Source organism: Streptomyces sp. NPDC088733 (assembly GCF_044751185.1).
Lineage (GTDB): Bacteria > Actinomycetota > Actinomycetes > Streptomycetales > Streptomycetaceae > Actinacidiphila.
In genome coordinates this window covers 137,225-158,976 of the sequence record NZ_JBIVLH010000001.1, presented here as the reverse complement: position 1 = coordinate 158,976, position 21,752 = coordinate 137,225, and the positions used below count along the sequence as shown (strand labels likewise).

General features: G+C 72.0%; 20 protein-coding genes. 8 read left to right on the top strand and 12 right to left on the bottom strand.

What is annotated here, in order from left to right; all coding sequences use genetic code 11:
- Positions 1-65 precede the first annotated feature (65 nt).
- The 5 genes from ACIP64_RS00625 to mce all read right to left on the bottom strand — a co-directional run bounded on the left by ACIP64_RS00625 (position 66) and on the right by mce (position 7,504).
- Positions 66-836: an ABC transporter permease gene (locus ACIP64_RS00625; RefSeq protein WP_401580287.1), complete on the bottom strand. Its 771-nt coding sequence runs from the start codon at positions 834-836 to the stop codon at positions 66-68.
- 1 nt (position 837) lies between these two features.
- Positions 838-1,848: an ABC transporter ATP-binding protein gene (locus ACIP64_RS00620; protein WP_401580285.1), complete on the bottom strand. Its 1,011-nt coding sequence runs from the start codon at positions 1,846-1,848 to the stop codon at positions 838-840.
- Between the two features lie 116 nt (positions 1,849-1,964).
- On the bottom strand, positions 1,965-2,897 hold the full coding sequence (locus ACIP64_RS00615; protein ID WP_360909840.1) for a cellulose-binding protein: 933 nt from the start codon (positions 2,895-2,897) through the stop codon (positions 1,965-1,967).
- Positions 2,898-3,000: 103 nt separating this feature from the next.
- A complete protein-coding gene (gene scy, locus ACIP64_RS00610) occupies positions 3,001-6,897 on the bottom strand; it encodes a polarized growth protein Scy (protein ID WP_401581098.1) in 3,897 nt (1,298 codons plus the stop codon).
- 178 nt (positions 6,898-7,075) lie between these two features.
- Positions 7,076-7,504, bottom strand: a complete 429-nt coding sequence (gene mce, locus ACIP64_RS00605) for a methylmalonyl-CoA epimerase (RefSeq protein WP_401580283.1) — start codon at positions 7,502-7,504, stop codon at positions 7,076-7,078.
- A gap of 172 nt (positions 7,505-7,676) precedes the next feature.
- On the opposite strand from mce, the gene ACIP64_RS00600 reads away from it, so the two are divergent.
- Positions 7,677-8,852, top strand: coding sequence for an acetyl-CoA C-acetyltransferase (locus ACIP64_RS00600; protein WP_401581096.1), 1,176 nt, complete (start codon positions 7,677-7,679; stop codon positions 8,850-8,852).
- A gap of 286 nt (positions 8,853-9,138) precedes the next feature.
- Positions 9,139-10,095 carry a methylmalonyl Co-A mutase-associated GTPase MeaB gene (gene meaB / locus ACIP64_RS00595; RefSeq protein WP_401580281.1) on the top strand — a complete coding sequence of 319 codons (957 nt, stop codon included), beginning with the start codon at positions 9,139-9,141 and terminating at the stop codon, positions 10,093-10,095.
- 38 nt (positions 10,096-10,133) lie between these two features.
- On the opposite strand, the gene ACIP64_RS00590 is transcribed toward meaB, so the two are convergent.
- From ACIP64_RS00590 to ACIP64_RS00570, 5 genes are all read right to left on the bottom strand, one after another.
- Positions 10,134-10,610: a MarR family transcriptional regulator gene (locus tag ACIP64_RS00590; protein WP_360909834.1), complete on the bottom strand. Its 477-nt coding sequence runs from the start codon at positions 10,608-10,610 to the stop codon at positions 10,134-10,136.
- Between the two features lie 64 nt (positions 10,611-10,674).
- The gene (locus ACIP64_RS00585; RefSeq protein ID WP_360909832.1) at positions 10,675-11,454 is read right to left on the bottom strand and encodes an AIM24 family protein; all 780 of its coding nucleotides are present in this window, start codon (positions 11,452-11,454) and stop codon (positions 10,675-10,677) included.
- Entirely contained in the window at positions 11,451-12,101 is a 651-nt protein-coding gene (locus ACIP64_RS00580; protein ID WP_401580279.1) for an AIM24 family protein, read from the bottom strand. The genes ACIP64_RS00585 and ACIP64_RS00580 overlap by 4 nt, the downstream gene beginning before the upstream one ends.
- A complete protein-coding gene (locus ACIP64_RS00575) occupies positions 12,101-12,739 on the bottom strand; it encodes an AIM24 family protein (RefSeq protein WP_401580277.1) in 639 nt (212 codons plus the stop codon). Before ACIP64_RS00575 ends, ACIP64_RS00580 begins: the two co-directional genes overlap by 1 nt.
- A 3-nt stretch (positions 12,740-12,742) precedes the next feature.
- Positions 12,743-13,579: a DUF2127 domain-containing protein gene (locus ACIP64_RS00570; protein WP_401580275.1), complete on the bottom strand. Its 837-nt coding sequence runs from the start codon at positions 13,577-13,579 to the stop codon at positions 12,743-12,745.
- Between the two features lie 223 nt (positions 13,580-13,802).
- Between ACIP64_RS00570 and ACIP64_RS00565 the strand changes: the two genes are divergently transcribed.
- Positions 13,803-14,165 (top strand): DUF3817 domain-containing protein, encoded by a 363-nt coding sequence (locus ACIP64_RS00565; protein WP_401580273.1) that lies wholly within the window; start codon positions 13,803-13,805, stop codon positions 14,163-14,165.
- The gene (locus ACIP64_RS00560; RefSeq protein WP_360909823.1) at positions 14,162-14,458 is read left to right on the top strand and encodes an MTH1187 family thiamine-binding protein; all 297 of its coding nucleotides are present in this window, start codon (positions 14,162-14,164) and stop codon (positions 14,456-14,458) included. The genes ACIP64_RS00565 and ACIP64_RS00560 overlap by 4 nt, the downstream gene beginning before the upstream one ends.
- 83 nt (positions 14,459-14,541) lie before the next feature.
- Here ACIP64_RS00560 and ACIP64_RS00555 read toward each other — a convergent pair whose 3' ends face one another.
- On the bottom strand, positions 14,542-15,516 hold the full coding sequence (locus ACIP64_RS00555; protein ID WP_401580271.1) for a DUF5937 family protein: 975 nt from the start codon (positions 15,514-15,516) through the stop codon (positions 14,542-14,544).
- An 84-nt stretch (positions 15,517-15,600) separates the two neighbouring features.
- Here ACIP64_RS00555 and ACIP64_RS00550 point away from each other — a divergent pair, with 84 nt between their 5' ends.
- Positions 15,601-16,818 (top strand): MFS transporter, encoded by a 1,218-nt coding sequence (locus tag ACIP64_RS00550; RefSeq protein ID WP_401580269.1) that lies wholly within the window; start codon positions 15,601-15,603, stop codon positions 16,816-16,818.
- A gap of 57 nt (positions 16,819-16,875) precedes the next feature.
- Here the strand turns inward: ACIP64_RS00550 and ACIP64_RS00545 are convergent, their stop codons facing one another.
- Positions 16,876-18,501 carry a M4 family metallopeptidase gene (locus ACIP64_RS00545; RefSeq protein WP_401580268.1) on the bottom strand — a complete coding sequence of 542 codons (1,626 nt, stop codon included), beginning with the start codon at positions 18,499-18,501 and terminating at the stop codon, positions 16,876-16,878.
- Between the two features lie 414 nt (positions 18,502-18,915).
- On the opposite strand from ACIP64_RS00545, the gene ACIP64_RS00540 reads away from it, so the two are divergent.
- The 3 genes from ACIP64_RS00540 to ACIP64_RS00530 all read left to right on the top strand — a co-directional run bounded on the left by ACIP64_RS00540 (position 18,916) and on the right by ACIP64_RS00530 (position 21,704).
- On the top strand, positions 18,916-19,422 hold the full coding sequence (locus tag ACIP64_RS00540) for a MarR family winged helix-turn-helix transcriptional regulator (protein ID WP_401580266.1): 507 nt from the start codon (positions 18,916-18,918) through the stop codon (positions 19,420-19,422).
- Positions 19,423-19,508: 86 nt separating this feature from the next.
- Positions 19,509-19,844 (top strand): DUF3817 domain-containing protein, encoded by a 336-nt coding sequence (locus ACIP64_RS00535; RefSeq protein WP_401580264.1) that lies wholly within the window; start codon positions 19,509-19,511, stop codon positions 19,842-19,844.
- Positions 19,845-20,003: 159 nt separating this feature from the next.
- Entirely contained in the window at positions 20,004-21,704 is a 1,701-nt protein-coding gene (locus tag ACIP64_RS00530) for a methylmalonyl-CoA mutase (protein WP_401580263.1), read from the top strand.
- Positions 21,705-21,752 lie beyond the last annotated feature (48 nt).

Here is a 21,752-nt window from a genome sequence, read left to right as displayed (position 1 = left end):
GCCGCACCCGGGCGGGGTGCGGCGGCCTTCGCGAGCCGCGGTCCGGGCGTGGCGCCCGGCACCGGTCAGGCGTCGCGCTTCTTCAGCACCAGGTAGCCGCCGATGAGGGCGGCGACCACCCACAGGGCCATGATGCCGAGACCGGCCCAGGGCCCGTACGGACGCCCGTCGTCGACCGCGACCACCTGGAGGACCTTGGAGCCGGCCTGGTCGGGGAAGTAGTGGGCGACGTTCTTGGCCTTGGGGACGTTCGCCAGGATCGACGAGACCAGGAAGAAGAAGGGCATCAGGATGCCCAGTGACAGCATGGGGCTGCGCAGCATCATCGCGACGCCCACGGAGAACAGCACCATCAGCGTCATGTAGAGACCGCCGCCGACGACGGCCCGCAGGACCCCGGTCTCCGAGAGGGAGGTGCTGTGCGAGCCGAGCAGCGCCTGGCCGACGAAGAAGGTCAGGAAGCTGGTGGCCATGCCCACGACGAGGGCCAGGGCGCCGGTGACCGCGACCTTCGACAGGTAGAACGTGGCACGCTGCGGGACCGCCGCGAGCGAGGTGCGGATCATGCCCGTGCTGTACTCACCGGTGACGACCAGCACACCGAAGACGATCAGGGCCAGCTGGCCGAGGATCAGCCCGGCGAAGCTCGTGTTGGTCGGGTCGAAGTTCTGCAGGTCCTGCTCGGAGGCGTTCCCCCACTGGGAGGCGATCAGCAGGCAGATGAGTCCGCTGATGACGACGGTGACGAGGAGTGCGGACGCCAGCGTCCACACCGTCGAGCGGACCGACTTGACCTTGGTCCACTCGGACTGCAGAACCGCGCTCGTTGCCGCCATGTCAGGACTTCTCCTTCTTGTTCTGCCAGTCGGCACCCCAGGCCGCTCCGGGAGCCGCCGCGGGAACGGCGGAGCCCGCCGCCACGGATTCGTCCGCCGACTGCCCGGGGATGCCCGCCTGGTACTCCACCGACTCGGCGGTCAGCCGCATGAAGGCCTCCTCCAGGGAGGCGCGCTGCGGGCTGAGTTCGTGCAGCACGACCTGCTTCTCCGCGGCCAGCTCGCCGATCTTGGCGGCCTCCGCGCCCTCGATCTCGAACGCGCCCTCGTCGGTGATCACGGACGGGATCGACGCCCCGGTCAGCGCGTCCTTGAACTTCTCCGGCTCGGGGGTGCGGACCCGCACGAAGGAGCGGGAGTTCTCGGCGATGAAGTCGGCCATCGTCGTGTCCGCCATCAGCTTGCCGCGGCCGATCACGATCAGGTGCTCGGCGGTCAGCGCCATCTCGCTCATGAGGTGGCTGGAGACGAAGATGGTGCGGCCCTGGGCCGCCAGGCTCTTCATCAGGTTGCGGATCCAGTGGATGCCCTCGGGGTCCAGTCCGTTGACCGGCTCGTCGAACATCAGGATCTCGGGGTCGCCGAGCAGCGCCGCGGCGATCCCGAGGCGCTGGCCCATACCGAGGGAGAAGCCCTTGGAGCGCTTCTTGGCGACCGAGGAGAGGCCGACGGTCTCCAGCACCTCGTCGACCCTGCGGGCCGGGATGCGGTTGGACTGGGCCAGGCACAGCAGATGGTTGTACGCCGTGCGGCCCCCGTGGATGGCCTTGGCCTCCAGCAGCGCGCCGATGTGCCTGAGAGGTTCGTTCAGCTCGCGATAGTGCTTGCCGTCGATGCGGATGCTGCCGCTGGTCGGATTGTCCAGGTCCAGCATCATGCGCATGGTGGTGGACTTGCCGGCGCCGTTGGGACCGAGGAAGCCGGTCACCACGCCGGGCCGCACCGTGAAGGTGAGGTGGTCCACGGCGGTCTTGTCACCGTACCGTTTGGTCAGCCCCTGCAGCTCGATCATGCCGCATAGGGTACTGGTGCCCCGGCGGCCGGTGCACGCGGAATACCGGCCCCCGATTGTGCCCGAGCCCCCTGCCAGGAGGCAGGGGGCTCAGTCGGTCCGGACGCGGGGCGCGTTCAGCGCTGGGCCGGGACGCCGCGCGAGACGGGCTCGTCGTCGGCGGGGGCGCCGGCCGCGGCGACGGCGGCACCGGTCAGGGTGGCCAGCATCTCGCGGACGTTGGTCAGCTGGGCGTTGATGCTGTCGCGGCGGTTGGTGAGGGCCGCCAGCTCGCGCTCGGATTCGCTGCGGATGCGGTCCGCCTTCGCGTTCGCGTCCGCGACGATGTCCTCGGCCTGGCGCTGCGCGGTCTCGACCGTCTGGCGGGCGCGGCGCTCGGCGTCGGTGCGCAGCTTCTCGGCCTCCAGGCGGAGCTGCTCGGCGCGGTGCTCGATCTCGGCGAGGCGCTTCTCGGCCTTGGCCTGACGGGACGCCAGGTCGCGCTCGGACTGCTCACGGCGCTTGGCGAGGTTGGTCTCGAAGTCGGCCGCGGCCTGGGCCGCCTTGGCGCGGGTCTCCTCGAAGAGGGCGTCCGCCTCCTCGCGCTTGGCCTGCGCGTCCTTCTGCGCGTCCGCGCGCATCTGGCCGGCCTCACCCTTGGCCTTCTCGACGATGCGCTCGCCCTCGTCCTCGGCCTTGGCCTTGCGCTCCGTGGCGTAGGACTCGGCGTCGTTGCGCACCTGGGCGGCGGCGGACTCGGCCAGCTCGCGGTGCTGCTCGGCGGCGCGGCGCGCCTCCTCGCGCAGGTCCTTCGCCTCCTCCTCGGCGAGGCGGAGGATCTTCTCGACGCGTGCGCCCAGACCCGCGTAGGACGGCTCGGCGTCGTTGACCTGCGCCTGAGCGTTCTGGGTCTCGAGGTGCAGTTCCTCGATGCGCTTCTCCAGCGCATTGATCCTGGCGAGTGCGCTGTCACGGTCGGCGACCAGCTTGGTGATGCGGTCGTCCACCTGCCCGCGGTCGTATCCGCGCCGCACGAGCTCGAAGCCGAAGGGGGAGGAAGTGTCGCTCATGGGGTTCCTGTCAATTCAGACCGGGTGGGGTGTTAGAGGGAATCCTAGGGGCCGGGGCGGCGTGTCATCGAGTCAGTGTCCAGTAACTGTGCACAATGACCGCTCAATCGAGTGGTGCATCGTCGGACCGCTTGCCCCCTGTTCGGGTGGTTCCGGACGCCGCCCCGGCAGCGACCGTGTTCTTACCGTTCTGTGTGCCGTTCTGACTGTTGCCCTTTCCCCCGTCGAGCGGCGTCTGGAATGACTCCAGTGCCTCAAGGACATCCTGCACGCGGGTGATCTCCGCGTTGATGTCCTGGCGCCGCCGGGCCAGCACCTCCAGCTCGCGCTTACCCTCCGTGACGATCCGCTCGGCCTCGGTCCGCGCCTCGGCGCGCTGCCGCTCCGCGTCCCGCTCGGTGTCGGCCTTCTTCTGCTCGGCTCCCTTGAGGAGCTCCTCCGCCTTCTTCACCGCCGCGATGCGCACCTTGCTGGCCTCGGCACTCGCGGTCGACCGGGTGTCCTCGGCCTTCGCCTCCGCGTCGGCGACCAGCTCGCGGGCCTTCGCCTCGGCCCTGGACAGCTGCTCGGTGGCGGCCTCCACCAGCTTGTCCACCCGCTCGCCCGCCGACTTCATCGTCGTGGCGGCCTCGTTTCGGGCCCGCTCGTGCAGCTCCTCGACCTCGGACTCGACGCGCTGACGCAGCTCCTGCGACCGCTCCCTTATGGCGGTGGCGTCCCGGCGGGCCTCCTCCAGCATGGTGTCGGAGTCGGTACGGGCCCGCTCCACCAGGCCATTGCCCTCGTTGGTGGCCTCGTTGACGATCCGGTCGGCCTCCTTGCGGGCGGCGCCCACCATGGTGTCGGCCTGCTCCTCGGCCGAGGCGCCGATCTTCCGCGCCTCCGCCTGCGCCCCGGAGATCAGCTCGTCCGCCTGCGCGGCGGCCTCGCCCCGGCGCTTGTTGGCGTCCTCGCGGGCCTCGTCGCGCATCCGGTCGGACTCCGCGCGGGCCGCCTCCGCGTCCCGCTCCGCCGACTCCAGCGCGTCCTTGGCGAGGATGCCCAGCCGCTCGGCCTCCGTCCGCGCCTTGCCGATGAGCTGGTCCGCCTGCTGAGCGGCCTCCGTACGGCGCTTGTTGGCCTCGTTCCTCGCCTCGTCCAGCAGGCGGCGGGCCTCCGACTCGGCGGTGCCCAGTGCCTCCTCGGCGGCCCTGCGGCGCTCCACGGCGTCCCGCTCGGCGCCCTCCAGCGCGTCCTTGGCGAGGATGCCCAGGCGCTCGGCGTCGCGCTGCGCCTTGCCGAGCATCTCCTCGGCCTGCGCGCCGGCCTCGGCCCGCAGCCGGTCCGCCTCCTCGACGGCCTCCGACAGCAGCCGGTCCACCTGCTCGGCGGCGTCCACCCGCAGCCGGTTGGCCTCCTCGCGGGTCTCCGCACGCAGCGCGTCGGCCTCCTCGATCGCCTCCGTGACGGTGCGATCGGCCAGCTGACGGGCGGACTCCGCCTCCTCCTGCGCCTCACGGCGCATCCGGGACGCGTCCTCGCCGGCCCGCTCGCGCTCGGCGTTGGCCTCCGCATGCAGACGGTCGGCGCCCTCCTGGGCCTCGCTGCGCAGCCGCTCCGCCGCGTGCTCCGCGGCCGAGCGCAGCCCGGCGATCTCCTCCTCGGCCTGCTCGTGCAGCCCGTTGACGGAGTCCCGCACCTGCTGGGCCGTCGTCTCGGCGGCGCCGATCAGCTCCGCGGAGTGCCGCTCGGCCTCGGCCACCAGGCGCTCTGCCTCGGCGCCGGCCTCCTCCACCCGCTTGCGGGCGCTGGCCAGCAGCTCGTCGCTCTCCTGGCGGGCCTGCGCCCGCTCCTGCTCGGCCTCGCCGCGCGCCGAACCCAGCAGCTCCTCGGCCTCGCGGCGGCGCCGGCCGGCCTCCTCCTGGGCGGCGGACAGCGCCTCGGCCGCCTCGGCCCGCAGCCGGCCGGCGGTGTCCTGGGCCTCCGCCCGCACGCGGTCGGAGGTCTCCTGCGCCTCGACGCGCAGCTGCTCCGCCTCGGCGGCGGCGTCACCGCGCAGCCGGACGGCGGCCTGCTCGGCCTCGGCACGGCTCTGCGAGGCGTCGGCGGCGGCCTCGTCGCGCAGCCGCAGGGTGTCCTGCTCGGCCTGCTCCTGAAGGGTGCGCACCCGATCGGCCGCCTCCGCGCGCAGCGCGGCGACCTCCTCGGCGGCCTCCCGGCGCAGCCGGTCCGCCTCGGTACGGGCGTCGCGCAGCGCCTCCTCGGCGGCGGTGATGCGCCGTTCGGCCTCCTCGCGCTGCCGGACCAGATCGGCCTCGGCCTCGTCGCGCAGCCGCTCGGCGCCCCGCTCGGCCTCCTCGCGCAGCGCCGCGCCGGCCGCCTCGGCGTCCTCGCGGACCTGGTCGGCCTGGGCCTGCGCCTCCTCGCGCACCTGCCCGGCCTCGCCGTGGGCACGCTCCAGCAGCTCGTCGGCCTGGCGGCGGAGCCCCGCGGCGCGCTCGATGGCCTCGGTACGGACCCGGTCGGACTCGGCGTTGGCGGTCTGCCGGTGCGCGGCGGCGTCCGCCTTGGCCTTGGTCAGCAGCTCCTCGGCGGAGCGGGCCGCCTCCTCGATCTGCTGGACGGCCTCGCGCCGGGCCTCGCCGCGGATGCGCTCGCCCTCGGCGACCGCCTCGGCACGCAGCTGCTCGGCCTCGCCGCGCAGCCGGCGCGCCTCCTCCTGCAGCTCGACCGTCTTGGCCCGGTACTCCTTGGTGTCGTCCTTGGCCGTGCCCAGCAGCTGCTCGGCCGACTCCTCGGCCTGGCCGCGCAGCCGCTCCGCCTCGGACTCCGCCTCGCGGCGGATGCGCTCGGCCTCCTCGCTCGCCGCGCGGGTGGTGGCGCGGGCGTCCTCGGTGGCCTTGGTCAGCACCTCCTCGGCGGTGCGGGCCGCCTTGGCCAGCGCGGCCGCCGCGTCCTCGGCCGCCTCGGACTTGGCGGTCTCCTGCGCCTGGGCCAGCACCCGGTCGGCCTCGGCCCTGGCGTCCGCCACGACCTGCTCGGCCTCGGCCTTGGCGGCCTCCGCCTCCTTCGTCGCCTCCGCGACGAGGCGGGCGACCTCGGCCTTGGCGGTGCGGGTGCGCTGCTCGTTGTCGGCGTCGACGACGGACAGCCGCTTGGCGGCGTTGCTCGCCGCCTCCTCACGGAGCCGGTCGGACTCGCTCTGCGCCTCGCGGAGCTTCTCGTCGGCGTCCCGCAGCTTGTCCTCGGCGACCCGGGTCAGCTCGGCGGCCTGGGTACGGGCGCTCTCCGTGTCGCTGCGGGTGGACGTACGCAGCTGCTCGGCCTGGGACGTGGCCTCCTGGGCCTGGCTGGCGGCGGCGTTGAGCAGGCGCTCGGCGTCGGCGCGGGCGCGGCGCAGCAGTTGCTCCGCCTCGGCGCGGGCGGCCGCCCCCTCGGACTCCAGCCGGTCGCGGGCGCCCTCGGCGATCCGCTGGGCCTCGGTGCGGGCGGCGGCCAGCGCCGACTCCGACTCGGCCCGGGTCTCCTCCATGAGCCGCCGGGCCTGGGACTCGGCGCGGGCGCGCAGCTGCTCCGCCCAGGCGACGTTCTCGTTGACGTGGCTCTCGACGTTGGTCCGGCGCTCGGCCAGCTCCTCGTCCAGGCGGCGGCGCCGGGCGACGGCCTCGGCATGCCACTCCGCCTCCGCACGCGACTGGTGCTCGGCCTGCTCCTGGAGCAGCCGCTGGGTGGCCGCGCGGGCCTCGCGCAGCTCCCGTTCGGCGTCGGCACGCAGCTGGTCGGCCTGGATCTGGGCGTTGCGCAGCAGCTGGTCCGCCTGCAGGCCCATGTTGTCGTAGGCAGGACGAGTCGCCAGATTGCGTCGCGCCTCGTGCAGCTTGGCGCGCAGCACCTCGACCTGGTATCCGAGGTCGTCGGCATGCTGGACGACCTTGTCCCGCTCCTTACGAAGCCGTTCCATCTCGGCCTCGAACTGCGAGAGGTGGTCTTCCTCAACCTCGTAGCGGTCGTAGCCCCGCACTCCGCGGTCCCATCCGTCTCCTGGTGTACCCACCCGCCAACCGAGTGAGATTCCCCGGGGCCCCGTTCACCGCGGAGCCTTACGGAGAATTGTGTCCGATCCCACGCCGAGGCGCGGGCAGGTACCCCAGCCCACCCCGGGGTCGCCCCGCCACTCTACCGGGGCGAGTCGCGTCCGGTCAGTGCTCCTTGGACGAGGTGACCAGCTCCGTGAGAACCCCGTGGCAGTCCTTGGGGTGCAGGAAGGTGATCCGGGACCCCATCGTGCCGGTGCGCGGGGTGTCGTACAGCACCCGCACGCCCTTGTCGCGGACGGCCGCGGCGTCGCCGTCCACGTCATCGGTGCCGAAGGCGATGTGGTGGACGCCCTCACCGTTCTTGGCCAGCCACTTCGCGACGGTGGAGTCCTCGCGGGTCGGTTCCAGCAGCTGGAGGTAGGACGCGCCCCCGTCGGAGGTCTCGTTGATCTTCAGCATGGCCTCACGGACGCCCTGCTCCTCGTTGACCTCGGTGTGGAACACCTCGAAGCCGTACGTGGCACGGTAGAACTCGACGGTCGCGTCGAGGTCGGAACAAGCGATACCGATGTGATCGATTCGAGTCAGCATGAGTCCAGTGGACCGCCGGGACGCATGGTCACGCAACGTGCCCGCGATCACACCGTCCGCCTCGTGACCGCCGCCGTACCCCTCAGTACATTGACACCACCCTCGTGAAACCATCGTTAACCCACCCTCCGTGCAAAGGGGCCGCGTCATGACCAGCCAGGCACGTACGTCCGTGATCGTCGCGGGCGCCCGCACTCCGATGGGCCGCCTGCTCGGCTCGCTCCGCAGCTTCTCCGGCGCCGAGCTCGGCGCCGTCGCCATCAAGGCGGCCCTGGACCGGGCGGGCATCGCCGGCGACCAGGTCGAGTACGTGATCATGGGCCAGGTGCTGCAGGCCGGCACCGGGCAGATCCCCGCCCGCCAGGCCGCGGTCAAGGCCGGCATCCCGATGAGCGTCCCGGCGCTCACCATCAACAAGGTCTGCCTGTCGGGACTGGACGCGATCGCCCTGGCGGACCAGCTGATCCGCGCGGGTGAGTTCGACGTCGTGGTGGCCGGCGGCCAGGAGTCCATGACCAACGCCCCGCACCTGCTGCCCAAGACCCGCGAGGGCTTCAAGTACGGCGCCGTCCAGATGCTGGACGCGATGGCCCACGACGGCCTGACCGACTCCTTCGAGAACATCGCCATGGGCGAGTCGACCGAGAAGCACAACACCCGCCTCGGCATCGCCCGCGCCGAGCAGGACGAGATCGCCGCCCTGTCCCACCAGCGCGCGGCGGCCGCCCAGAAGAACGGCCTCTTCGACGCCGAGATCACCCCGGTGGAGGTCCCCCAGCGCAAGGGCGACCCAGTGGTCTTCAGCAAGGACGAGGGCATCCGCGCCGAGACCACGGTCGAGTCCCTGGGCAAGCTGCGCCCCGCCTTCAGCAAGGACGGCACCATCACGGCCGGCACCTCCTCGCAGATCTCCGACGGCGCCGCCGCGGTGGTCGTGATGAGCAAGGAGAAGGCCGAGGAGCTGGGCCTGGAGTGGCTTGCCGAGATCGGCGCCCACGGCAACGTGGCCGGCCCGGACAACTCGCTGCAGTCGCAGCCGTCCAACGCCATCGCGCACGCGCTGAAGAAGGACGGCCTCACCGTGGCCGACCTGGACCTCATCGAGATCAACGAGGCGTTCGCCGCGGTGTCCGTGCAGTCCATGAAGGACCTGGGCGTGACACCTGAAAAGGTGAACGTCAACGGTGGCGCCATCGCCCTCGGTCACCCGATCGGCATGTCCGGCGCCCGCATCGTGCTCCACCTGGCGCTGGAGCTCCAGCGCCGCGGCGGCGGCACCGGCGCCGCAGCCCTCTGCGGCGGCGGCGGCCAGGGCGACGCCCTGATCATCCGCGTCCCCGCCAACTGACGCGCGCAGCGCCCGACCATCCGCGTGCCGGGCGGCACGCGGGCAGACCCTGCGGGCGAGTGAGCCCGAGGGGTGCGGCTTCGGCCGAGGTTGATCATTTGTGTGCCGGTCGGCTGGTCGGCATGTGGGCAGACTGTGTGGGCGAGTGAGCCGAAGGGGCGCGGCGCCCGCCGAAAAGGAGAACACGCGCAGGTCCCGAGGAACGAGGGACCGAGCATGATCGACTGTCGGCGGGTGCTCCGAGCGCCCCGGAGGCGAACCGAGCCCTCAAAGAAGAAGGAGCACGATGGACGTCCCCACCCTGGTGGAGCAGGCGCGGCAGGGCCGCCCGAGGGCGGTCGCGCGGCTGATCTCACTGGTGGAGGGGGCGTCCCCGCAGCTGCGTGAGGTGATGGCGGCCCTCGCGCCGCTCGCCGGCGGCGCGTACGTGGTCGGGCTGACCGGCTCGCCCGGTGTCGGCAAGTCGACCTCGACCTCGGCGCTGGTCTCGGCCTACCGGCGCGCCGGGAAGCGGGTCGGGGTGCTCGCGGTGGACCCCTCGTCGCCGTTCAGCGGGGGCGCCCTGCTGGGCGACCGGGTCCGGATGAGCGACCACGCCTCGGACCCGGGGGTCTACATCCGCTCGATGGCCACCCGCGGCCATCTCGGCGGTCTGGCGTGGGCCGCGCCGCAGGCGATCCGGGTGCTGGACGCGGCCGGCTGCGAGGTGATCCTCGTGGAGACCGTCGGCGTCGGGCAGTCGGAGGTCGAGATCGCGGCCCAGGCGGACACCTCCGTGGTGCTGCTCGCGCCCGGGATGGGGGACGGCATCCAGGCGGCGAAGGCCGGGATCCTGGAGATCGGCGACGTCTACGTGGTCAACAAGGCCGACCGGGACGGCGCCGACGCCACCGCCCGCGAGCTGAACCACATGCTGGGCCTGGGCGAGGCCCGGCAGGCGGGCGACTGGCGTCCGCCGATCGTCAAGACGGTGGCCGCCCGCGGCCAGGGGACCGACGAGCTCGTCGAGGCGCTGGAGAAGCACCGGGCCTGGATGGAGGAGCACGGTGTGCTGGCGGAGCGGCGGCTGCGCCGGGCCGCCCTGGAGGTCGAGCACATCGCCGTCACGGCGCTGCGCGAGCGGATCGGCGACCTGCACGGTGACCGCCGGCTCGGCGTCCTGGCCGAACGCATCGTCGCCGGCGCGCTGGATCCGTACGCCGCCGCCGACGAGCTGGTCGCGGGCCTGACCGAGCAGGCCTGACCGAGCGGCCCCGGGAACGGGCCGCCCGGACCGGCCGGTCAGGCGCGTCCGCGTACCGCGCGCAGGTGCTCGGCGACCGGGGCCAGCGCCTTGCGCAGCGCCGCCAGGTCCTCCGCCGGGAGCAGGTCGATGAAGTGCTCCCGCACGGCCGCCACGTGGTGCGGGGCGACCTTGCGCATGGTCTCCCAGCCCTCCTCGGTGAGGACGGCGTACAGCCCGCGCCGGTCGGACTCGCAGTTCTCCCGGCGGACCAGGCCCGCGGTCTCCATGCGGCTGATCTGGTGGGACAGCCGGCTCTTGGACTGGAGGGTCGCGCGCGCCAGGTCGCTCATCCGCATGCGGCGCTCGGGGGACTCCGAGAGGTTGACCAGGATCTCGTAGTCGTTGTACGTCAGACCGAACGGCTGCAGGTCCCGTTCGAGCTGGTGGGTCAGCAGCTTGCTGACCTCCAGGTGGGTGCGCCAGGTGCGCTGCTCGTCGCCGGTCAGCCAGATGGTGCCGTTCTCAGTCTCCATGCTGGAATTATACCCAGGATGTTGAAATCCGTATTAATTGGGGTCCGATTGCGTGTCCGCGCGGTCACAGTCCGAAACGGCGCTGCAGGTCGCCCAGTTGACCCGGCAGCCGCGGCGCGCCCGGTGCGCCGCCGTGGGCACCGGCCCCCGCGCCCGGTACGCCGGCCTCGTGCGGGACCGCGCCGGTCGCCTGCTCGGGCATCAGCACCTCCGTGGACTGCAGCAGCACCTGGCCCGCGCCCACGAACTCGAACTGGTGCTCCTCGCCCGAGGTGCCGCCGATGCCGGTCAGCGCCCGCAGGCCGCCCAGCACGCCGCGCATGTAGCCGTGGTCGTAGTGGTGGCAGGGCGACGGGCAGTCCGCCCAGCCCACCAGGGCCTGCGGGTCGACCCGGACCGGGGGCTCGACGAAGTGCACCGCGCCGTTGGACGCGGCGACGAACTTGCCCGTGCCGATGAGGGTCAGGAAGCCCGGGATGATCGACTGCTTGAGCGCCAGCCCCGGCTGGAAGGCCAGCAGGTTCCCCGACCGGATGGTGAGGTTGCCGTCCTCCAGGTCGTAGGAGTTCACGTCGAAGGCGCGGTCCGCGAGGATCATCTTGCCCTGGCCCTCGGCGACCACCCAGTCCGAAGCGTGCAGCGGGGAGTGGAAGTTGGCGCGGATCAGGCCGTCGAGGGCGCCGTGGCCGATGCCGTGGAAGGAGATCTGCCCGTAGTAGGCGATCATCTTCCCCTTCTGCAGGAACCACTGCCCCTTGAGGTCGACGCTGAAGGCGTACGGGTTGACGTTGTCGTCGACCGGCAGGGTGTACGGGTCGTGGACGACCGGGCCGTTCGCGGTCACAGCTTCTCCTCGCTTGCCTGGACGTAGACCGTGCCCTGCCCCGACAGCTCCAGCTGGAACGCCTCGCCGGAGCCGCGGCCCACCATGTCGCGCCAGCCGAGTGCGGTGGACAGCTTGTTGCGGACGTCGCCGCGGTGGGCGACGTACGCCTGGGGGTCGACGTGCACCGGACGCTGCGGGGTGATCGGCAGCTCGATCACGCCGCCGTGCGCCATGACCGCCACCGCGCCCTGGCCCTGAAGCGTCGTGGTGAACAAACCCTGGCCCGTGACCTGGCCGCGGATGACGCCCATGACGCCGCCCTGGGAGCCCATGAACATCGTGCTCTGCCGCAGTGTGCCGTCGAAGGCGAGCAGCCGGTCCGCCTCGACGTACAGGGTGTCGCCGGTCAGGTCGATGCAGTGCACATGGTGGCCGCCGTGCCCGAACATCACCGAGCCCTGGCCCTCGACGGTCATCAGCGGTGTCGCCTCGCCCGCCATCCGGCGGCCGATCATCGACCCGATGCCGCCCTGCCCGCCCTGCATGTTCGGGGTGAACGAGACGTTCCCGCGGTAGGCGAGCATCGCGCCCCGCTGGCTGAACAGCCGCTGCCCGGGCAGCACCTGGGCCTCGACCATCTTGGAGTTGATCCGCGTGAACGGCATCAGACCTGCCCCCCGATCGTGTTGCGCTCGCTGGGCTGGACGTACACCAGGCCGTCGCCCTCGAAGCGGATCTGGAAGGACTCGCCGCCGGACTCGCCGATCATGGCGCGCCAGCCGATGCCGGCCTGGAAGTGCTGCTGAAGGCGGCCCGTGTGCGCCACATAGGCGCCGGGGTCGACCTGGAGCGGCATGCCGGGGGCGACGCGCAGCACCACGGCCGGCCCGTCGGACATGATCGCCGCCTGGCCCATGCCCTCCACCGTGGTGGTGAACAGCCCGTTGCCCTGGGAGGCGCCGCGCAGCCCGGTGAAGGTGGTGCCGGTGCGCAGCGTCGCCTCGGTCGCCAGCAGATTGCTGGCCTCGACGTACAGCTTCTCGCCGTTGAGGCGGACGAGGTTGATCTCGCTCGCCCGGTCGGCGAAGTAGCAGGTGCCCTGCCCCCGTACCTCCATGACCTCCATCGACTCGCCGGTGAGCCGCCGGGTCACCATGCCGCGCAGACCCTCGCCGCCACCGGACATCTTCTTGAACTGCATCTGGCCGTCGTAGGCGACCATCGAGCCGTTCTTCGCCTTCACGGCGTCGCCGGCCATGTCCACGGCGAGCACCTTGCTGCCCTGCAATCGAAACTGAGCCACGGGTCAGACCGTATCCGTCCGGGAGGAACCCGTCACCAGGGTCCGCGTCACATGATGGTTGTCCGAGGTGCCGGAGGTGCCCGCCGTGCCCGCCGCCTCCTCGACCTCCAGCAGCGAGGCGCCGCGCCGCTCCGCCTCGAAGGCCGCGTGCCCGCCGCGCAGTCCGAACAGCCGCTTGGACAGCAGGATGTAGAGGACGGCGAGGATGTTGAGCAGCAGCGTGCCGATCTTGAGGTAGCTGACCTTCTCGGTGATCTCCCAGATCTCCAGCGGCAGGAACGCCGCCGTCGCGACCACGGTGAGGTACTCCGCCCACCGCTTGCCCGCCCACAGGCCGAACGCCTCGACGATCTCGATCAGCGCGTACAGCAGCAGCGCCCCGGCCACGATCAGCAGCGTGGAGTGCCGGTACTCGAAGGTCCTGCGGATGGTGTCGACCACGGGGGAGTGGTCGAGGTCGTAGTGGAAGTGCTCGAAGACCGGGCGGAAGACGGTCAGGTTCTCCTCGAAGAAGCGGCGCACCGCGTCCTGCGAGTTGCTGAAGCGCCACACCGCCCAGGCCGCCAGCACGATGAACAGGCCGCGCAGCAGCCGCTCCACGGCCAGGAAGCGCAGGATGAACAGATCGCGCAGCGCGCGGCCGCGCGGCACCTCGGGCGCCTGGTCGGCGGGGCCCGAGCCGTGCGGCTCGCCGAGTGCGAAGTCCCCGCAGCGCAGGCAGCGCCAGACCTCGCCGAGCGCGGTCTCGGCGCGCAGCCGCTCGCGCAGGTGCGTCTCGTCGGGCGCGTAGGTGACATGCCCGCGCCGGGCGCAGTGCCGGCGGTCCCAGTCCAGCTTCATCCCGTTTCTTCCTCGAGGGGGCGAGTTGTCGGTCGTCGGTCGTCGTGGAGGGGGACGCAGTCCGCCGCCGGATGGTTCACATGTTCCCGGACCCCGGCGCCTGGGTGCGGGATCGGCCGGGTGATAATGGTGACACCCTTTGTGATCGTGTTCACAAGGGCTGTCGGCGCCCGACAGCCGTACCGTGCAAGTGCTCGCAGTCGAGTCCCGTAAGAGAGGTCCCGTGGACATCAAGACCGCATCCGCCCTGAACCGGCTCCGCCTGGTCTCCGCCCCGGAGGCGGTGTCCTTCCTCCTGCTGCTGATCTGCTCGGTGCTCAAGCGCACCACGGACTTCAACGCGGTGCCCGTGATGGGCATGGTGCACGGCGTCCTGTTCATCCTCTACGTGGCGTTCTGGGTGTGGGCGTGGTTCCGCGCCAAGTGGCCGCTCGGCCGCGCCGCGCTCTACCTCCTGCTCTCCGTGCTGCCCACCGGCGGCTTCTTCGCCGAGCGCATGCTGCGCCGCGAGGCGGAGAACAGCGTCATCGCGGCCCGCGCCCGCAAGGAGCTCAAGGACGTCGGCCGAGGGGCGGTCGAGGCATGATCGTCGCGTTCTCCGTCAGCCCGGTCGGCGTCGGCGAGGACGTCGGCGAGTACGTCGCGGACGCGGTCCGCGTGGTCCGCGAGTCGGGGCTGCCCAACCGGACCGACGCGATGTTCACCTCGATCGAGGGCGAGTGGGACGAGGTCATGGACGTCGTCCGCCGCGCCGTCGCCGCCGTCGAGGCCCGCGCCGGGCGGGTCTCCCTCGTCCTCAAGGCCGACATCCGCCCCGGCGTCACCGACGGGCTGACCTCCAAGGTCGCCACGGTCGAGCGGTACCTCGCGGGCGAGTAGCCGCGGGCGTTCCCGCAACGAACGCCGGGCGGGCTGGATCTCCAGCCCGCCCGGCGTTCTTTGTGCGCCGGAGCTTGCGGCGTTCAGTCGGTCGTTAGGGCGGTGCCCAGGGGGGTGCGTGCGTAGAGGACCTGGTGGCCGTAGCGGCGGGAGGTGAGCAGGCCCGCGTCGCGGAGTACCGACAGGTGCGAGGAGACGGACGACAGGGCGAGGCCGTGGCGGTGGGCGAGCGCGGTGGTGGTCGCCGGTTCGCCGAGACCGCTGAGGATGGCGGCCCGGTTGGCGCCCAGCAGCCGGACCAGGGCGTCCGAGTCGGCGTGCGGGGTCTGCCAGAGGCCGCCGATGCCGCGCGCCGGGTAGACGACGGTGCCCTGCCAGGGCGGGTCGAAGCCGGATGCCACGTCGGGCCAGACGAAGACGCTGGGCGCGAGGACCAGGCCGTCGCCGCCGAGGTCGCGGTCGTGCTGCGTCGGCCGGTGCAGCGTCAGGGTACCGTTCGCCCAGCTCAGCGAGGGATGCAGATCGGCGAAGAGCCCGGTCAGCCCGTCGTCCGCGAGACGGCGGGCGCGGAAGGCGATGTCGGCCTCCAGCACGGCGCGCACGCGCGGCCAGTAGGGGGCGACCAGCGCGTGCCAGGCCCGTTCGCACAGGTCCGCCAAGTCCCTTGTGGCGCGGGCCGGATCGGCGAGCATGGCGCGGCCGGACGGGGTGTCCGCCGCGCCCGGGGTGTCGGCGAGGGCGCGGGCGAGGTCGCCGCGGGCCGTGCCGGGGTCGGTGGCCCGTACGCGGGCCAGGTCCTGCTCGATGGAGGTCAGGGGGCTGTCCGGCGGCGGGGACAGGAAGTCCGGGGTGTGGCCGCGGCGCGGCATGAGCAGCCACAGCGGCGTGAGGTCCAGTTCCCGCGCCGCCGGCTGCGTCTGCCGCAGCCAGGGCAGGTGGTAGGCCTGCAGCCGGGGCTCCTTGAGGGCGCGGACCGCGCCCGTCACCTCCCACAGCGGGGATATCCCGAACCGGCAGCGCAGCAGGTCGTCCGGCCCGAACCGCATGTGCAGCGGCATCGGCGGCCTCCTCCCGGGCACTCTTGTTTCGGCTGGAGCCGAAAGACTACGGGCGGTGCGGTTCCGGCCGCCACGCTGCGGTCCATGACGCTCAATGCCGACGCCGTCCCCGCCGCCGCGTCCGGGGGCTACCGTGCCGTCTTCGCAGTGCGGGAGTTCCGGGCCGTCTTCGCGGCGCACGTGCTGTCCTTGCAGGGCACCGTCGTGTCCCAGATCGCGCTGTCCGTGCTGGTGTTCCGGCTCACCGCGTCGCCGCTGCTGTCGGCGCTCACCTTCGCGCTGGGCTTCGTGCCGTACGCCGTGGGCGGGACGCTGCTGGCGGGGGTCGCCGACCGCTTCCCGCCGCGCCGGGTGCTGGTGGTCTGCGACCTGCTGTGCGCGGCGTGCGCGGCCGCGATGGTGCTGCCGGGGACGCCGATCGCCGTCCTGCTCGCGCTGCGCGCGGTCATGGCGGTGATCGCCCCGGTCTTCACCGGGACGCGCGCGGCGAGCCTGGCCGACATTCTCCCGGGTGACGCCTTCGTCCTCGGGCGGTCGCTGATCCGGATCGTGGCGCAGGGAGCGCAGGTCGTCGGCTTTGGGCTGGGCGGACTGCTGCTGGCCGTGGTCACGCCGCGGGCCGCCTTGCTGCTCACCGCGGCCGCGTTCCTCGGCTCGGCGCTGCTGCTGCGCCTGGGGACGAGGCGGCGGCCGGCACGGGGCGCGCGCGAACGCGGTGACGGCGGCGGTACGGGACGGCTGCTCGCCCACCGCGGGGTGCGCGGGCTCCTGCTGCTCGCGTGGGTGCCGTCGTTCTTCTGCGTCGTCCCGGAGGCGCTCGCGGCGCCGTACGCGCAGTCCGTGGGGGCGGGGACGACGGGGCTCGGCCTCTTCATGGCGGCGATGCCGGTCGGCATGATCCTCGGGGAGGCCCTGGCGGGCGGGTACTTGAGCCCGGCGGCCCGCGGCCGGATCGCCGGCCCGCTGGTGGCGTGCACCCTGCTGCCCTACGCCGCCTTCCTCCTGCGGCCGTCGCTGCCCTGGTCCCTGGCCGCGATGTTTGCCGCCGGGCTCACCGGCGCCTGGACGCTGGGCGTGGACCAGTGGTTCGTCGACGCCGTTCCGGAGGAACTGCGCGGCCGGGCGATGACCGTGCAGTCGGCGGGCCTGATGACGGTCCAGGGCGCGGGAATGGCGGCGGCAGGTGCCGCCGCGGAGTTCGGGCCCGTCCATCTGGTGAACGGGTGGTCCTGCGTGATCGGCACCTTGTGCGTCCTCGCGGTGCTGCGGACCGTATGGGGCGGTCCGCAGCACCGCGAGTGATCGGGGTGCCGGCCGGGTCAACGGGTCAACGGGTCACCGGGCTGCACCGGCGCGCCGTCAGGCGACGTTGACCCCGGTCCAGGCGGCGGCGACCGCGTTGTACTCGGCGGAGCCGCTGCCGTACAGGTCCTTGGCCGCGTTCAGCGTCGCGGTGCGGGCCTTGGCGTAGTTGGTGGACGAGGTGAAGTACACCGTCAGGGCGCGGTACCAGATGGCCGCGGCCTTGGCGCGGCCGATGCCGGTGACGGTGGAGCCGTTCTTCGTGGGGCTGTTGTAGCTGACGCCGTTGATGGTCTTGGCGCCGCTGCCCTCGGAGAGCAGGTAGAAGAAGTGGTTGGCCACACCCGACGAGTAGTGCACGTCGAGGTTCTTCACCGAGGAGGACCAGTAGTCGGCGGAGGCACCGTCCTTGGACGGCTTGTCCATGTAGCGCAGCGGGGTGCCGTCGCCGTTGATGTCGATCTTCTCGCCGATGAGGTAGTCCGGGGTGTCCGAGGCGAGGTTGGCGTTGAACTCGACCATGGTGCCGAAGATGTCGGAGGTGGCCTCGTTGAGGCCGCCGGACTCGCCGGAGTAGGTCAGGCCGGCCGTGGCGCTGGTCACGCCGTGGGATATCTCGTGGCCGGAGACGTCGAGCGCGGTCAGCGGGTGGGTGTTGCCCGAGCCGTCGCCGTAGGTCATGCAGAAGCAGCTGTCGTCCCAGAAGGCGTTGACGTAGTTGCTGCCGTAGTGGGCGCGCGAGACGGAGCCCTTGCCGTCGTTCCTGATGCCCGAGCGGCCGAAGGTGTTCTTGTAGAAGTCCCAGGTGGCCGCCGCGCCGAACTGGGCGTCCACGCCCGCCGACTGGCGGTTGGAGGCGGAGCCGTTGCCCCACACGTCGTCGGTGTCGGTGAACGTGGTGCCGGTGCCGCTGGTGCGGTTGTTCAGGTCGGTGGTGGAGATGCCGCCGCGGCTCGCGTCCTTCAGCGTGTAGGTGCTGCCGGACTTGGTGGTGGTGAGGGTGACCGAGCCCACGTGGACGCCGGTGCCGGTGCCGGTCTGGATGCCCTCGTACTTCTGGATCACCGCGCCGGTGCCGGCGTCGGTGATCACGTTGAGCTCGCTCGGGGTGCCGTCGGCCTGGGTGCCGTGGACCACGGTCCGGTAGGCGAGCCGGGGCGTGCCGCTGACCGCCCAGACGACCTTCTGCGGGGTGGCGGCGGTACCGACGGTCTTCAGCGGTTCCTCGCCCTTGACCAGCGGCGTCTTCAGCAGGCCCTTGACCGTGGCGGCGGCCTTGTCGCGGGCGGCGGAGGGCGTCACGGCGGGGGTGAGGGTGGCGGGGGCGATGCTCGCGGTGACGGTCCGCGAGACGGACCGGGTGGCGCCGTCGCTGCCCTGGTGGACCACCAGGTCGCCGCCGAGCACCTCCAGGCCCGCGTAGGTGCGGTCGTAGCGCAGGTGGCGGGTGCCGTCCGGGTCGACGACGACGTCCTTGACCGTCAGCCGCTCCTGGGAGCCCAGGCCGAGGGCGCCGGCCAGGGCGCCCGCCTGGCCGCGGGCGTCGGTGAGGGCCTGTGCGTGGGAGGCGGCGAGCGCGGTGGCGGACGGCGCGGGCCGTGCGGTCGCCGCGAGGGACTGGAGGCCGCCGGCCAGGAGTGCCGATGTGGCCACGAGGGTGCCGAGTGCCAGCTTCTTGCGCAATGTGACTCCTTGGGTCCCGCCGTGTGGGGACGGCAGGCGTGGTCCCCGGGCGGAACCGCACCCGGGGGATGTGGGGGGTGCGCGGTGTTCCGCGCGGTAAGGAGCCTCGCACCGAACAGGGCATTAATGACAGGTGCATTTCATCGATTGGCCGGTTGTCGTGAGCGTGACCGACGTCACGTCCCGGGTCATCCGGGCCAAAGGGGGGCAAGTCCGGCCCGGGAGTAGGGGAAACCCTCCCCGGGAGGGTGAGGTTTTCGGTCGGAACCCCTGGCCGGGGTGGCTGAAACACTGCGTTCACACAGGTGCGGCGGATGGCGGGTACGGTCGGTGCCCCGGCGCGCCTGACGTGCCGTCGTCCCGCCCCGCGAGACATGGCTGCCCGCCATGTGACCGGCGGGTAGGCTCGGCCCTGTGTCCAAGCCGCTCAGCCTGCCCTTCGACCCGATCGCCCGCGCCGACGAGATCTGGACCCGGCGCTGGGGGCGCGTGCCGTCCATGGTCGCGATCACGTCGATCATGCGCGCCCAGCAGATCCTGCTGAGCCAGGTCGACGCCGTGGTCAAGCCCTACGGACTCACCTTCGCCCGCTACGAGGCGCTGGTGCTGCTCGCCTTCAGCAAGGAGGGTGAGCTGCCGATGTCGAAGATCGGCGAGCGCCTCATGGTGCACCCGACGTCGGTCACCAACACCGTCGACCGCCTGGTGGCCGCCGGCCTCGTCGCCAAGCGCCCCAACCCCAACGACGGGCGCGGCACGCTGGCCTCCATCACGGCCAAGGGCCGCGAGGTGTGCGAGGCCGCCACCGACGACCTCATGGGGATGAAATTCGGCCTCCAGGCGTACGACGACGACGAGTGCGCGGAGATCTTCGCCCTGCTGCGGCCGCTGCGGATATCCGCGGGGGATTTCGAGTCGTAGCCGCGCTGCCCGGGGAGCCGGACGCCCGCCGGCCACGGGACGGCCCGGGGGAAAGTGCCCGAAGCGCACCGGTTAGGCTTCGGCGCATGAAGCAGAGTGTCCTGACCCGGTACCGCGCCCTCGCCTACGTGACGGGTGTGCTGCTGGTCCTGCTGACCGTCGGCGTGATCGCCAAGTACCTGCTGCACATCGACGGCGCCGCGGGCTTCACCCAGGTCGTCGCCATCGCGCACGGCTGGCTCTACGTCCTGTACCTGGTCTTCGCCTTCGATCTGGGATCCAAGGCGAAGTGGCCCTTCGGCAAGCTGCTGTGGGTGCTGCTGGCCGGGACCGTCCCCACCGCGGCGTTCTTCGTCGAGCGCAAGGTGACCCGCGAGGTGGCGCCGCTGGTGCTCCCCACGGGTGAACCCGTCAAGGTCTGACAACCACCTGACCTGCGGATACCCCCCTCCCTGTGCGGACGGGGGGTTTTGCCGTCGACAAATACTAGGACGTCCTAGTATTTTCGCCCCACAGGGGTAGACCTCCTTGTACAAGGACGTGCGAGGACGGCCCCGCACCGATGAGAGGCGGACACCGGCATGGACGCTGCAGCCATTGACGAGGGGCGCAGCCGCTGGCAGGCGCGCTACGACGCCTCCCGCAAGCGCGAGGCGGACTTCACCACGCTCTCCGGGGACACCGTGGAGCCGGTGTACGGGCCGCCGGCCGGCGCGGAGGTACCCGGCTTCGAGCGGATCGGCTGGCCCGGGGAGTACCCGTTCACCCGCGGTCTGCACGCCACCGGCTACCGGGGCCGCACCTGGACCATCCGCCAGTTCGCCGGCTTCGGCAACGCCGAGCAGACCAACGAGCGCTACAAGATGATCCTGGAGGCGGGCGGCGGCGGTCTGTCCGTCGCCTTCGACATGCCCACCCTCATGGGCCGGGACTCCGACGACCCGCGCTCGCTGGGCGAGGTCGGCCACTGCGGTGTGGCCATCGACTCCGCGGCCGACATGGAGGTCCTCTTCCGGGACATCCCGCTCGGCGACGTCACCACCTCGATGACGATCTCCGGTCCCGCGGTGCCGGTCTTCTGTATGTACCTGGTGGCCGCGGAGCGCCAGGGCGTCGACCCCGCGGTGCTCAACGGCACCCTGCAGACCGACATCTTCAAGGAGTACATCGCGCAGAAGGAGTGGCTCTTCGAGCCCGAGCCGCACCTGCGCCTGATCGGCGACCTGATGGAGCACTGCGCGAAGGGCATCCCCGCGTACAAGCCGCTGTCGGTCTCCGGCTACCACATCCGCGAGGCCGGCTCCACGGCCGCGCAGGAGCTCGCCTACACCCTGGCCGACGGCTTCGGCTATGTGGAGCTGGGCCTGTCGCGCGGGCTGGACGTCAACACCTTCGCCCCGGGGCTCTCCTTCTTCTTCGACGCGCACCTCGACTTCTTCGAGGAGATCGCCAAGTTCCGCGCGGCGCGCCGGATCTGGGCGCGCTGGATGCGCGACGTGTACGGCGCGACGTCCGACAAGGCGCAGTGGCTGCGCTTCCACACCCAGACCGCTGGCGTCTCGCTGACCGCCCAGCAGCCGTACAACAACGTCGTGCGCACCGCGGTCGAAGCGCTGGCGGCGGTGCTCGGCGGCACCAACTCCCTGCACACCAACGCCCTGGACGAGACGCTGGCGCTGCCCAGCGCCCAGGCCGCGGAGATCGCGCTGCGCACCCAGCAGGTGCTGATGGAGGAGACCGGCGTCGCCAATGTCGCCGACCCGCTCGGCGGCTCCTGGTACGTCGAGGCGCTGACCGACCGCATCGAGGCGGACGCGGAGAAGATCTTCGACAAGATCAAGGAACTGGGCGCCCGCGCCGTGCCCGACGGCCGGCACGAGGTCGGCCCGATCACCTCGGGCATCCTGCGCGGCATCGAGGACGGCTACTTCACCGGCCGGATCGCCGAGGCCGCCTTCGAGTACCAGCGTTCCCTGGAGAAGGGCGACAAGCGGGTCGTCGGCGTCAACTGCCACACCGGCTCGGTCACCGGGGACCTGGAGATCCTGCGGGTGAGCCACGAGGTGGAGCGCGAGCAGGTGCGGGTCCTGGCCGCCCGCAAGGAGCGGCGGGACGACGCCGCCGTGCGCAAGGCGCTGGAGGCGATGCTCACCGCGGCCCGCGAGGGCACCAACATGATCGAGCCGATGCTGGAGGCCGTGCGCGCCGAGGCGACTCTCGGCGAGATCTGCGGCGCGCTGCGCGACGAATGGGGCAGCTACACCGAGCCCGCGCGCTTCTGAGCACATCGGCGGCGCGAACGCCGAGGGCCGGCGGGAACCAGGGGGTTC